The 12,767-nt window shown below is 70.1% G+C and carries 9 protein-coding genes, 1 tRNA gene and 1 pseudogene; 4 read left to right on the top strand and 7 right to left on the bottom strand.

Annotated features, from left to right (window positions below; genetic code table 11):
• From carB to PKE44_RS07950, 5 genes and pseudogenes are all read right to left on the bottom strand, one after another.
• Positions 1–729, bottom strand: a pseudogene (gene carB, locus PKE44_RS07970) (carbamoyl phosphate synthase large subunit); the annotation flags it as partial.
• Positions 730–826: 97 nt separating this feature from the next.
• Complete coding sequence (gene carA / locus PKE44_RS07965) at positions 827–1,963, bottom strand: glutamine-hydrolyzing carbamoyl-phosphate synthase small subunit (protein ID WP_324549846.1); 1,137 nt, start codon at positions 1,961–1,963, stop codon at positions 827–829.
• 157 nt (positions 1,964–2,120) lie between these two features.
• Positions 2,121–2,924 carry a 4-hydroxy-tetrahydrodipicolinate reductase gene (gene dapB / locus PKE44_RS07960; protein ID WP_324549844.1) on the bottom strand — a complete coding sequence of 268 codons (804 nt, stop codon included), beginning with the start codon at positions 2,922–2,924 and terminating at the stop codon, positions 2,121–2,123.
• Between the two features lie 158 nt (positions 2,925–3,082).
• Positions 3,083–3,156 (bottom strand) — tRNA-Gly (locus PKE44_RS07955).
• Between the two features lie 52 nt (positions 3,157–3,208).
• On the bottom strand, positions 3,209–3,562 hold the full coding sequence (locus PKE44_RS07950) for an H-NS histone family protein (protein WP_324549842.1): 354 nt from the start codon (positions 3,560–3,562) through the stop codon (positions 3,209–3,211).
• Between the two features lie 486 nt (positions 3,563–4,048).
• On the opposite strand from PKE44_RS07950, the gene thiS reads away from it, so the two are divergent.
• The 4 genes from thiS (at position 4,049) to PKE44_RS07930 (ending at position 7,054) form a co-directional block, all read left to right on the top strand.
• Positions 4,049–4,249, top strand: coding sequence for a sulfur carrier protein ThiS (thiS, locus tag PKE44_RS07945; RefSeq protein ID WP_324549841.1), 201 nt, complete (start codon positions 4,049–4,051; stop codon positions 4,247–4,249).
• A gap of 74 nt (positions 4,250–4,323) precedes the next feature.
• Complete coding sequence (locus PKE44_RS07940; RefSeq protein ID WP_324549840.1) at positions 4,324–5,133, top strand: thiazole synthase; 810 nt, start codon at positions 4,324–4,326, stop codon at positions 5,131–5,133.
• A 69-nt stretch (positions 5,134–5,202) separates the two neighbouring features.
• A complete protein-coding gene (trmB, locus tag PKE44_RS07935; RefSeq protein WP_324549839.1) occupies positions 5,203–5,892 on the top strand; it encodes a tRNA (guanosine(46)-N7)-methyltransferase TrmB in 690 nt (229 codons plus the stop codon).
• 121 nt (positions 5,893–6,013) lie between these two features.
• Positions 6,014–7,054: an NADP(H)-dependent aldo-keto reductase gene (locus PKE44_RS07930; protein ID WP_324549836.1), complete on the top strand. Its 1,041-nt coding sequence runs from the start codon at positions 6,014–6,016 to the stop codon at positions 7,052–7,054.
• A gap of 15 nt (positions 7,055–7,069) precedes the next feature.
• On the opposite strand, the gene PKE44_RS07925 is transcribed toward PKE44_RS07930, so the two are convergent.
• Together PKE44_RS07925 and PKE44_RS07920 are read right to left on the bottom strand one after the other, a co-directional pair.
• Entirely contained in the window at positions 7,070–10,102 is a 3,033-nt protein-coding gene (locus PKE44_RS07925) for a diguanylate cyclase (RefSeq protein ID WP_324549834.1), read from the bottom strand.
• Between the two features lie 111 nt (positions 10,103–10,213).
• Positions 10,214–12,601, bottom strand: a complete 2,388-nt coding sequence (locus tag PKE44_RS07920; RefSeq protein ID WP_324549832.1) for an AAA family ATPase — start codon at positions 12,599–12,601, stop codon at positions 10,214–10,216.
• Positions 12,602–12,767 lie beyond the last annotated feature (166 nt).

Raw genomic sequence — 12,767 nt, 5'->3', positions numbered from 1 at the left:
GTGCACGCCCATCGGATCGAAGTTCTCGATCGAGCAGACGATGATGCAGTTGTCGACGCGGTCGCGCACGACCTCCATCTCGTATTCCTTCCAGCCGAGCACCGACTCTTCGAGCAGCACCTCGCTGGTCGGCGACAGGTCCAGGCCGCGCTCGACGATCTCCAGGAATTCCTGGCGGTTATAGGCGATGCCGCCGCCCGAGCCGCCCATCGTGAACGACGGCCGGATGATGGTCGGGAAGCCGATGTCGGCCTGCGCGGCGACGGCCTCCTCGATCGTGTGCGCGATGCGCGCGCGCGGCGTCGCCAGACCGATCTCGGTCATCGCGTCGCGGAAGCGCTCGCGGTCCTCGGCCATGTCGATGGCGTCCTCGTTGGCGCCGATCATCTCGACGCCGAATTTTTCGAGCACGCCATGGTGCGCCAGATCGAGCGCGCAGTTCAGCGCCGTCTGCCCGCCCATGGTCGGCAGCAGCGCATGCGGGCGCTCCTGCTCGATGATGCGCGCGACCGTCTGCCAGTGGATCGGCTCGATGTAGATCGCGTCGGCCATCTCCGGGTCGGTCATGATCGTCGCCGGATTGGAATTGACGAGGATGACGCGGTAGCCCTCCTCGCGCAGCGCCTTGCAGGCCTGGGCGCCCGAGTAGTCGAACTCGCAGGCCTGGCCGATCACGATGGGACCGGCGCCGATGATCAGGATGCTCTGGATGTCGGTACGTTTCGGCATGGACGGAAACCGTGGGCAGCAGACGCAGCGAGGCGTTCGGGAGATTCGGGCGTGCCGGCGCCCCGTGCGCACGCACGGGCGCCGGCCTCAGGCAGGCTCAGCGGCCGTGGCGTTGCATCAGGCCGATGAAGCGGTCGAACAGGCCGGCAACGTCGTGCGGCCCGGGACTCGCTTCCGGATGGCCCTGGAAGCTGAACGCCGGCCGGTCGGTGCGCTCGATGCCCTGCAGCGTGCCGTCGAACAGCGAACGGTGCGTGGCGCGCAGCGTGGCCGGCAGCGTGGCTTCATCGACCGCGAAGCCGTGGTTCTGGCTGGAAATCATCACGCGGCCGGAATCGAGATCCTGCACCGGATGATTGCCGCCGTGGTGGCCGAACTTCATCTTGACCGTGCGCGCGCCGGAGGCCAGTCCGAGCAGCTGGTGGCCGAGACAGATGCCGAAGATCGGCACGCCGGCGTCGAGCAGCTCGCGGATCGCCGTGATCGCGTAGTCGCAGGGCTCGGGATCGCCCGGACCGTTGGACAGGAACACGCCATCGGGGCGCAGGGCCAGCACCTCGGCCGCCGGCGTGCGCGCCGGCACGACGCTGACGCGACAGCCGCGCGCGGCGAGCATGCGCAGGATGTTGCGCTTGACGCCGTAGTCATAGGCGACGACGTGGAAGCGCGCCTCGGCCTGCTGCGGGAAGTCATCGCCGTCGAGCCGCCAGCAGCCTTCGGTCCACTCGTAGCGGCTTTCGGTCGTCACCACCTGCGCGAGGTCGAGCCCGACCATCTTCGGCGCGGCGCGCGCCGCGGCGATCGCGGCCTCGGCATCCGGCCGGTCGCCGGCGACGATGCAGCCGTTCTGCGCGCCCTGCTCGCGCAGGTGGCGCGTCAGCCGGCGCGTGTCGATGCCGGCGATCGCGACCACGCCGCGCTCGCTCAGATAGGCATCGAGCGACTGGCGGCTGCGCCAGCTGCTCGGACGCGGCGGGCAGTCGCGCACGACCAGCCCCGAGGACCAGATCTTCGCCGCTTCCTCGTCGCCGGGATTGGCACCGACGTTGCCGATGTGCGGATAGGTCAGCGTCACGATCTGCCGGCAGTACGAGGGGTCGGTGAGGATCTCCTGATAGCCGGTGATCGAGGTGTTGAACACGACTTCGCCGGTGGTCGAACCATCGGCACCGATGGACTCACCCCGGAACAGGCTGCCGTCTGCCAGGGCCAGCAGTGCGGGTTTCCTCAAAATTTCCTCCATTCAGACGTGCGAAGGCGGGAGGGAAACGTTGCCTTCCCTCCCGCCCGGTGTCCGAGGATTACGTTTTCGTCAATCTCAGTCAAAGTGCCGGAAATCTACCGCAGGGCAGCAATTCCGTCCATGACGACGCATGACGACGGTGCCCGGCTCAGCGCAGGCCGAGCACGTCCTGCATGTCGTAGAGCCCCGGAGCGCGCCCGGCCAGCCAGCCGGCGGCGCGCACCGCACCGCGCGCGAAGGTCATGCGGCTCGACGCCTTGTGCGTGATCTCGACACGCTCGCCGATGTCGGCGAACAGCACCGTGTGCTCGCCGACGATGTCGCCGGCGCGCACGGTCGCGAAGCCGATCGTGCGCCGGTCGCGCTCGCCGGTCTGGCCCTCGCGGCCGTATACGGCGACTTCGGACAGCTCGCGCCCGAGCGCCTGCGCGACCACCTCGCCCATGCGCAGCGCCGTGCCCGAGGGCGCATCGACCTTGTGCCGGTGATGGGCTTCGAGCACTTCGATATCGACCTCATCGCCGAGCACGCGGGCAGCGAGGTCGAGCAGCCTGAAACAGAGATTCACACCGACGCTGAAGTTCGGCGCGAACACGATGCCGGCATCGGCGGCGGCGGCCTGGATCTCCGCCTTCTGCGCCGCCGTGAAGCCGGTCGTGCCGATCACGGCGCAGCGCCCGGCCGCGCGACAGAGCGCCAGATGCGCGAGCGTCGGCTCCGGGCGCGTGAAGTCGATCAGCACGTCGAAGTCATCGAGCCGGGCCCCGAGGTCGTCACCGACGACGACGCCGTTGCGCCCGATGCCGGCGAGTTCCCCGGCATCGCAGCCGATCATGCTGCTGCCGGGCCGTTCGACGGCGACGGCGAGCGTCACGTCCGCAGCCTGCGCACAGGCCTCGACGAGCTGGCGCCCCATGCGCCCGGCGACGCCGGCAATCGCAATTCTGATCATGGGCTGGCGGCCTCGATCTGGCATCCCGCAGCCGGTCCGGATTCGCGATGATTCAGAAGCTTGCCCCTGGCTGCCCCGGGTGCCCCGAATTCACGGACGGCGGCGCGCGCGATGCTCGGAAATGAAAAGGGCCGCGACTGGCGCGGCCCTTGCGGTTCTGGAGCGGGTGATGGGAATCGAACCCACGCCATCAGCTTGGGAAGCTGAGGTTCTGCCATTGAACTACACCCGCTGGGCCCGCCTATTATGCCGCCTGTACGGCATTCGGCAAGCCCCGGGCCTGCTCAGACGGCAAAACTCTGGATGTCGGCACCGTTCAGCAGGGCTTCCTGCAGCCAGCGCGGGCGCTTGCCGCGACCGCTCCAGGTTTCGTCGGGATTCACGGTGTTGCGGAACTTGACGATTTTTTCACCGGTATCCGACTTGCTGGTGCGCTTGCGCTTGCCATCGCTGGACATCGACAGGATTTCCTCGACGCTGCGGCCGACGCCGCTGGCCAGACTCTGAATCTGCGCAGCGACTTCCAGCAGCCGGGTCTGCTCCTTGACTTCAATTTCCTTGCGCGCCATCTCCATCAGCGCCTGCAGTTGTTCGAGGTTGAAGGTCGAAACATCGATGTCTTCGAAGCGTACGCTCATGGGAATGATCTCTCGGCTGGGTGCATCGTAAATGTTGCGGGAGCAGGCTCGTCCTGGCGGGTCACGTAGCGGCTGCTTCCGGATCAATCCGACACTGCGGATGTCAGGCATGGTAATTCATGAATATCGGACTTGCCAGTATCGACCCTGCTAAATTTCATGCTGCATTAGCGTATCCGTGTAACGCCACGGCTGACCGCCGACACATTCGGGCACCTGCCGGGGCGGCTGTCATGCGTAAGTGCAGCCATCGGCTTTGTGATCCGGTACTTCGGCGACACCGGCATTGTCGCAGTCGCCGGGTGCCGGGAACCGCAAGCCGTTGTCACGGTCTGCATTTCACTTCGATGCATCAGGTCGTTACCGTCCATGGCCCCTTGCTTGGCAGCCGCGATTGCCGGCAGCGGCCCGCACTTGTACTGTCAGGCACGCGCGATCGTGTATGATCGCCGCCCCGTCCCTGCCCGACCGGATGCATTCCTCATCATGCAGATCAAGGTCAACGGCCAGCCTTACGAAGCCGAAGATTCCCTGACGGCGGCCGCGCTCGTCGAACGCCTCGGATACGCCGGCAGGCGTCTGGCACTGGAGATCAATCGCGAAATCGTGCCACGCAGCCGCTGGTCGCAGACGCCGCTGCAGGCGGATGACGAGGTCGAACTCGTCCACGCGATCGGTGGCGGCTGAATCGACACCCGTCCCGTCCTGCGGCCGCAATCCGTCCCTTCCTCACCGCGTCCTCACTGCGCCCGAGTCCGCCCATGTCCGCAAGTACCGATCAAACCGCTTCCACCCCTGCCCCGCTGGTGATTGCCGGTCGCGAATACCGCTCGCGCCTGCTGGTCGGCACCGGCAAATACCGCGATCTGGACGAGACCCGGCGGGCAACCGAGGCGAGCGGCGCCGAAATCGTCACGGTCGCGATCCGGCGCACCAACATCGGCCAGACGCCCGGCGAGCCGAACCTGCTCGACGTGCTGCCGCCGGATCGCTACACGATCCTGCCGAACACCGCCGGCTGCTTCGACGCCGACAGCGCCGTGCGCACCTGCCGGCTCGCGCGCGAGCTGCTCGATGGCCACGATCTGGTCAAGCTCGAAGTGCTCGGCGATCAGAAGACGCTGTTTCCGGACATCGTCGAAACCCTGAAGGCCGCGGAAATCCTGATTCGCGACGGCTTCAAGGTCATGGTCTACACGAATGACGACCCGCTGATCGCGAAGCGCCTCGAAACCATGGGCTGCGTGGCGGTGATGCCGCTGGCCGCGCCGATCGGTTCGGGCCTCGGCGTGCGCAATCCGTATAACATCCTGACCATCGTCGAGAATGCACAGGTGCCGGTGCTGGTCGATGCCGGCGTCGGCACGGCTTCGGATGCGGCGATCGCCATGGAACTCGGCTGCGACGGCGTATTGATGAACACCGCGATCGCCGGAGCCCGCAATCCGGTGCTGATGGCGAGTGCGATGAAAAAGGCCGTCGAAGCCGGTCGCGAGGCCTGGCTGGCCGGACGCATTCCGAAAAAGCGTTTCGCGAGCGCATCCTCGCCGCTCGATGGCCTGTTTTTCTGATCCCCGCCGCCGCTGCGCCCATCGCGGCGGCGGCGCCTGCAAAAAAGTTTTCTACCCTCCCAACCGATCATGAACGACGTCGAAAATCCCCGGCGCATCCGCAGTTTCGTGCGCCGGGAAGGCCGGCTGACTCTCGCGCAGCAACGTGCCCTCGATGAACTCTGGCCGCGATTCGGCATCGACTTCAGTCCTGCGGCACTCGACCTGCAATCCCTGTTCGGCCGCACGGCGCTGCGCGTGCTGGAAATCGGTTTCGGCAACGGGGAATCGCTGGCGGCGATGGCGGCGGCGGCGCCCTATACCGACTTCATCGGCATCGAGGTCCACCGGCCCGGGGTCGGACACCTGCTGCTCGCGATCGAACGCCTGGCCCTGCAGAACCTGCGGGTTTGCTGCCATGACGCCGTCGAGGTGCTGGAACGACAGATTCCGGATGCAAGTCTCGATCGCGTCCACATTTTCTTTCCCGATCCCTGGCACAAGAAGCGCCACCACAAACGCCGGCTGATCCAGCCGCCGTTCGTGGCGCTGCTGGCCCGCAAACTCAAGCCCGGCGGCCATCTGCACCTGGCCACCGACTGGGAGGATTACGCCGTCCACATGCTCGCCGTGCTCGGCCAGTCGGCGGATTTCGCCAATTCCGCGCCCGCCGGTGAAATGTTCTGTCCGCGCCCGGATTACCGGCCGCTGACCAAATTCGAGCGCCGCGGCGAGCGGCTCGGCCACGGGGTTCGGGATCTGATCTTCGAGCGGACCTGAGCAGCACCGGCCGCGGCTCGGCCCGTCGCTCCGTGCATGCCACGCATGCAGGCATGGGGATCGATACCTCCTGCGGGTTACGTTCCCCGGCTTCCGATCCCGACCGCCGGAGCCTCCGCGCATGCGCACCGTGACCCTGGGTTGCACCGATCTCGTCGTCAGCCGCGCCTGTCTCGGCACGATGACCTGGGGCGAGCAGAACACCGAGGCCGAAGCCCGCGCGCAACTCGATTTCGCGACGGCCCGGGGCGTGAACTTCATCGACACGGCCGAGATGTACCCGGTGCCGCCGCGCGCCGAAACCCAGGGGCGCACCGAGCAGTACCTCGGCAACTGGCTCGCCGCGCAGCCCGGCCGGCGCAACCGCCTGGTGATCGCGAGCAAGGTCGCCGGTGCCTCGCGCGGCATCGACTGGCTGCGGCCGGGGCCGCTCAGGCTCGATCGCGCCAACGTGCTCGCGGCCTGCGAGGCGAGCCTGAAACGCCTGCGCACCGATCACCTGGACCTCTACCAGGTGCACTGGCCGGACCGCCCGACCAACATGTTCGGCCAGCTCGGCTACCGCGTCGACGACACGCCGGCGGTGCCGGTCGAGGAAACCCTGGCTGCGCTCGCCGAACTCGTGCAGGCCGGCAAGGTGCGCCACGTCGGCATCTCCAACGAGACGCCGTGGGGGCTGATGCGCTACCTGCTTGCCGCCGAAACCCCGGGGCTGCCGCGCATCGCCAGCATCCAGAACCCGTACAGCCTGCTCAACCGCAGCTTCGAGATCGGCCTGGCCGAGATGAGCTGGCGCGAGCAGGTGCCGCTGCTCGCGTATTCGCCGCTGGCGATGGGCGTGCTGAGCGGCAAGTACCTCGACGGCGCGCGACCGGCCGGGGCGCGGCTGAGCCGGTTCGAGCGCTTCACGCGCTATTCGCAGCCGGAGGCCGAAGCCCCGACCCGCGCCTACGTCGGACTGGCCCGTCAGCACGGCCTCGACCCGGCGGCGATGGCGCTCGCCTGGGTCGACCGTCAGCCCTGGGTCGGCGCGACGATCATCGGGGCGACCTCGCTCGCGCAGCTCGAAGCCGACCTCGCCGCCTTCGACACGCCGCTCGATGCAGCCGTCTGCGCCGCGATCGACGCCATCCACCAGCGCCAGCCGAACCCCTGTCCGTAAGCGCCAGCGCGCCGTTCAGGCGGCCGGCTCCGCGGCGATCACCACGCGGTTGCGGCCGGCGCTCTTGGCCTGGTACAGCGCGCGGTCGGCGGCACCGAGCAGCGCATCGGAACTGCGCCCGTGCAGCGGCGCGCTCGCCACCCCGATCGACAGCGTCACCGGCTGCGCGCCCGGCTCCTCGCCGGCATCGGCCCCGGACTCGGCCTCGGCGCGCAGCTGCTCGGCGCGGCGTGCGGCATCGGTGAGATCGGCGCCCGGCAGGATCACGACGAACTCCTCACCGCCGTAGCGGCAGACCACGTCGCCGCCACGCGTCCCGCGGCCGAGCCGGCGGGCCGTGGCGCGCAGCGTCCGGTCGCCGGCCTCGTGGCCCCAGCGGTCGTTGACGGCCTTGAAGTGGTCGATGTCGACCATCAGCACCGACAGCACGTGGCCGTCGCGGGCGATGCGCACCAGCTCGCGGCGCAGGCAGTCTTCCATGTAGCGACGGTTGCAGACGCCGGTCAGCGGGTCGTGCAGCGATTCGTGGCGCAGCGATTCGCGCAGTTCGAGATTCGCGAGCGTGAGCCCCAGACGCTCGGCCAGCTCGCGCGCCAGGCGCGCGACCGCCTCGTGCTCGCGCACATCGTGGGTGTCGAACTGCAGGTGCAGCAGGCCGAGGGTGCCGCCCTGGGCGAGCACCGGCATGCACACGTAGCCGGTGCTGCCGGTCGAAAGCGCCGCACAGGCTCTCGTGCCGGCGGCGAGCGTGTGGCAGTGCAGCTCGCCGTCCTGCAGCGCCCGGCAGCGACCGCTGGCGACCGCCGTGGCCTGCGCCGCCAGCCCGCCCCAGACCGCCAGGGCCTGCAGCGCGCCGTCGCCCGCGAGCCGGTAGAAAGCCCCCGGGCAGCCCGGGAACAGGGCCGGCATCGCATCGGCGAGCACGGTGTAGGCGCTGGCCGGGGCATCGGCGAGCTGCAGGCGGTTGCTGAGCGTCGCGAGCTGGCCGGCCTCGTGGGCACGGCGTTCGGATTCGGCGGCGCGCTGCGCGAGGGCGCGGTTGGCGTCGTTCAGCTCGGCGGTGCGCGCGCTGACCTTGGCTTCGAGCAGCTCGGCGGCGCGGCGCAGTTCGAGTTCGGCGCGCTGGCGCTGCACGGTGGATTCGAAGCGATCGAGCGCGTGCGAGAGGTCCTCGGCGAGCTGTTCGAGCAGGTGCAGCAGATCGTCGCGGAAATACCCCGGCACCGGCGCATACAGGCTGATGCCGGCCACCGTGTGGCCGGCGCAGCGCAGCGGAAAGCAGGCCGCCGAACCGATGCCGAAGTGCTCGGCCGCCTGCTGCCAGAACGCCATCGGCGAGTCGTCGCCGATGGTGTTCGACAGCATCGAACACCCCTCGCGGATCGCGGTCGCGGTCGGTCCGCGACCTTCGGGGCGGCTGGCATCGAGCACCAGCCCGAGCCGGTCGACGTAGGCGACGACCTCGGCCGAACCGGCGCTGGCCGCAACCTCGATGCGGTTGCCGTCGCTGCCGATCGTGCCGATCCACGCGGTCACGAAGCCGCCGCTGCGACAGGCCGCGGCGCAGACCTCGCGGTACAGCGCGCGCACGTCGCCGGCGCGCACGATGGCCTCGTTGGTGGCGGTGAGCAGCGCATAGAGCTGCGTCTGGCGCTGCAGCAGCGCCTCGGCGACCTTGCGCTCGCTGATGTCGCGGATGATCGACTGGCGGTAGCGCGTGGCCGCGACGCGGAAGCTGCGCGTGCTGACCTCGACTGCAAAGCAGCTGCCGTCGCGACGCCGGTGCACGGTCTCGTAGACCGTGCCGCTGCCGGGCAGCAGCGTCTGGGCCTCGGCCGGGGCCTCCTGCGCGCGCAGCGCCGCGAGGCTCAGGCCGGTCAGCTCGTCGTGCGAATAGCCGTAGGCCTCGACCGCACGGTCGTTGGCGCGCAGCACATGGCCCTCGTCATCGGCGAGCAGGATGATGTCGTTGGCGTGGTTGGACAGGAATTCGAGTTCGCTGCGCAGGCGCATGCCCTCGGCCTCCAGCCCGGCGGCATGCAGGCGCTCGCGCAGGCGCAGCCACCACATCCAGACGCTGGTGACGGCGGCGGCGGCGGCGAGCAGCAGCCCGAGGGTCAGCCCGACCAGCCAGGCGGCGCGACGCAGCGGCGCGAACACCTCCTCGGCGCCGATCTGCACGATCAGCAGCCACGGCGTGTCCTCGATCGCCCGCACCGCGGCGAGCACCGGCGCATCGTGGTAGTCGTGGCCGCGGGTGATGCCGCGCAGCCCCCGCGCCGCCTGCGCTGCAACCAGGCCGGATTCGTCCAGCGGCCGGCGCAGGCCCAGCGGTGCGACGCTGTCGTGGCGCAGCGGCGACAGATACACGATGTCGTCGCCCTCGACGCGCACCAGCAGCGCTTCGGCACTCGCGCTCGCGGTCGGCCAGCCCTGCACGACCGGATACAGGTAGCTGCGCGGATCGATCAGCAGCACCAGGCCGGCGACGACCCGCTGCGCCTCCCCGCCCCCGGCGAGCACCGGTGTCACCACCTCCATCAGCAGCGGCCGGTCGGCGGCGTCGAGCCGGTGCAGGTCGGACACCATCGTGCGGCCCTGCGCGAGCAGCGGCGGCACGCGCTCGCGCAGCCAGCCGCTTTCGTCCTGCGGCCAGTTTTCCGCGGCCAGCACGATGCGCCCCTGCGGGTCGGTCAGCAGGACGTTGGCATAGCCCATCAGGTCGCGGAACGAGCGCAGCCGGGCGAGCAGCTGCGCGTGCCGGGCATCCTGCGGTTTGCCCCCGGCCAGCCAGTCGCCGATCATGGTGTCGACCAGACGGTTGGCGGCGAGGCTCGCGGCATCGGCGCGCCGCTCGAACAGCCAGTCGCCGATCTGGCGGCTCTTCAGGTCGGCGACCGCGAGCAGCATGCGCTGCGCCTCGTCCTCGGTCTGCGCGTGCTGCCAGCGGTACAGGCCGATGCCGGTGCCGAGGATGCAGGCGGCGAGCGCCGCGAACACCAGCAGCGGCAGCAGCGCCGGATGACGGATCAGGGTGCGCGGGCGCATCACCGCCTCCGGACCGCAGCGCCCCGGCCAGCCGTGACCGGTGCGGCCCGGAGCCGGCCCGCGTTGCCGTGCGTCCGGACCCGGCGCAGGGGTCCGGACAGGCCCGGTCTCTCAGTCACGCGCGCCGCCACTGCGCTGCGCGGCCAGCGCGAAGGCTTCGAGCCGCGCCTCGACGCGGCCGTTGACCGAGGCCGGCGGAAAGCGGCCCTGCGCGTCGCGCTCGCCGGCCGCCACGCCGGTCAGCAGCGCCAGCGCCTCGTCGAGCTCGGCGACCGCGTGGATGTGGAAGCGCCCGGCCGCCACCGCCTCGACCACCTCCGGATCGAGCATCAGGTGCTGGACGTTGGCCGCCGGCACGATCACGCCCTGCGTGCCGGTCAGGCCGGCATCCCGGCACACGGCCCAGAAGCCCTCGATCTTCTCGTTGACGCCGCCGATCGCCTGCACGCGGCCGTACTGGTTCAGCGAGCCGGTGATCGCGAGGTGCTGCGCGAGCGGCAGTTTCGCCAGCGCCGACAGCAACGCGCAGCACTCGGCGACCGAGGCGCTGTCGCCGTCGACCGGGCCGTAGGACTGTTCGAACACCAGGCTCGCGCGAAACGACAGCGGGTGATCGGGCAGATAGCGCGCGCCGAGCAGGCTGGTGAGGATCAGCACACCCTTGGCGTGGATCGCGCCGCCGAGTTCGGATTCGCGCTCGATGTCGACGACCTCGCCGCTGCCGAGGCGCACGGTTGCCGACAGGCGCACGGGCTTGGCGAAGCGCACGTCGCCGAGATCGAGCACGGCCAGACCGTTGACCTGACCGATCGCGGCTCCGTGCGTGTCGATCAGCACCGTGCCGCGGCGGATCGCCTCCAGCATGCGCGCCTCGATGCCGCCGCGCCGGCGCCGGCGCCGCGCCAGCGCCTCGGCGACCTGCGCAGCCGTGACGGTATCGGTCCCGGTCTCGGCGGCGACGAAGTCGGCCTCGCGCAGCAGGTCGCTCAGCCCGGCCAGATGCAGCGACAGGCGTGCGGCGTCCTCGGCCTGGCGTGCGGCCTCATCGATCACGCGCGCGAGCGCATCGGCCGCGAACGGCCGCAGCCCGGCCTCGTGGACGATGGTCGCGATCAGGCGCGCGTACAGGCGCTCGCTGGCGGCATCGCGCGGCACGTCGGGTTCGAGGTCGGCGACGACCTTGAACAGCGCCGGAAAGTCCGGATCGAGCTGCGACAGCAGCTCGTAGACCTCGGCATCGCCGAGCAGCAGCACCTTGACCGCGAGCGGGATCGGCTCGGGGTCGAGCGACACTGTCGTCACCTGCCCGTAGAGCTCGCCGGGCGAGACGATGCGAATCGCCCGCGACAGCAGCGCGCGCTTGAGCCCTTCCCACGCGAAGGGCTGCGACAGCAGCTGCCGGGCTTCGAGGATCAGGTAGCCGCCGTTGGCCGTGTGCAGCGAGCCGGCGCGGATCAGCGTGAAGTCGGTGAGCAGGTTGCCGCTCTCGGCCGCGTATTCGAGTCGCCCGAGCAGGTTCTGGTGCAGCGGATGGTCCTCGTACACGACCGGCGCGCCGGCACCGGGCGTGCGCGTGACCACGACGTTGACGCGGTAACGCTTGAGCTGGCGCGCCGGCGGACGCTCCTCGTCCTCGTCATCGGCGGGCAGGAAGTCATCGACGTGCTCGATCAGGTCGGCAGCCAGCGCATCGAGGTGCGCCAGCACCGCTGGCAATCCGCTCCAGGCCTCGCGCAGCTGCGCGATGCGCGGCTCGACCTCGCGGCGCATCAGCGCCTGACGCAGCGCACGCTGGCGCTCGCGGTAGGCGCGCTGCTCGCGCGGCGCGGTGTCGAGCAGGTCCTCAAGCGCGCCGCGCACCTCCGACATCGCCGCATCGACCGCGGCGCGCGCGTCCTCGGCCAGCGCCTCGTAGTCCTCGTCCGGCATCGGCTCGCCATCGGCGAGCGGCACCAGCGAGAAGCCGTCCGGGGTCTGCGTCAGCGCCACGTCCTGCGCGCGCGCGCGCTCGCGCAGGCTCTTGACGCGCTCCTCGTCGCGGGCGACGAACTCGGCCTTCAACGCCTGACGGCGGGCGCGGCAGTCCTCGCCCTCGTAGAGATCGGGCAGCAGGTCGGCCAGCTCGCCGACCAGCGTCTTCAGCGCCTCGCGAAACGCCGGCCCCTGCCCCGGCGCCAGACCGAGGGCGCAGGGTTTCAGCGGTTCGGAGAAGTTGTGCACGTACACCCAGTCGCCGGGCGTGGCCTCGGCATCGGCACGCGCGTTCAGCACCCGGCGCGCCAGCCGGCGCTTGCCGATGCCGCCGGGGCCGAGCAGGAACAGGTTGTAGCCGTCGCCGCCCATGCGCACGCCGAAGTCGATCGCCGCCAGCGCCCGCTCCTGCCCGAACAGCAGCGGCAGCGGCTCCAGGCCGGCGGTCGTGGACAGGCCGAGCGTGCCGGCGTCGGTGGTGCGGCGCAGGCAGCCGGGCGGGAGCAGGGTTTCGGAGCGGATCGGCATGGATGAGGCGGGGATCGGGCAGCGGCGGTCAAAGGCGCGCACTGTACCTGTTTTGTCCGCTGCCATGCCGATCGCGCATCAGCCGGTGACCTGCGTCTGCACGATCAGGTCATCGACGACGGCCTGCATCGCCGCCAGCGGCGCGGCGCCGCAGGCGGCGATGCAG

It is taken from the genome of Plasticicumulans sp. (assembly GCF_035331805.1).
Lineage (GTDB): Bacteria > Pseudomonadota > Gammaproteobacteria > Competibacterales > Competibacteraceae > Plasticicumulans.
Note: the sequence above shows the minus strand (reverse complement) of the source record. Positions and strands in the feature narration are given on the sequence as shown.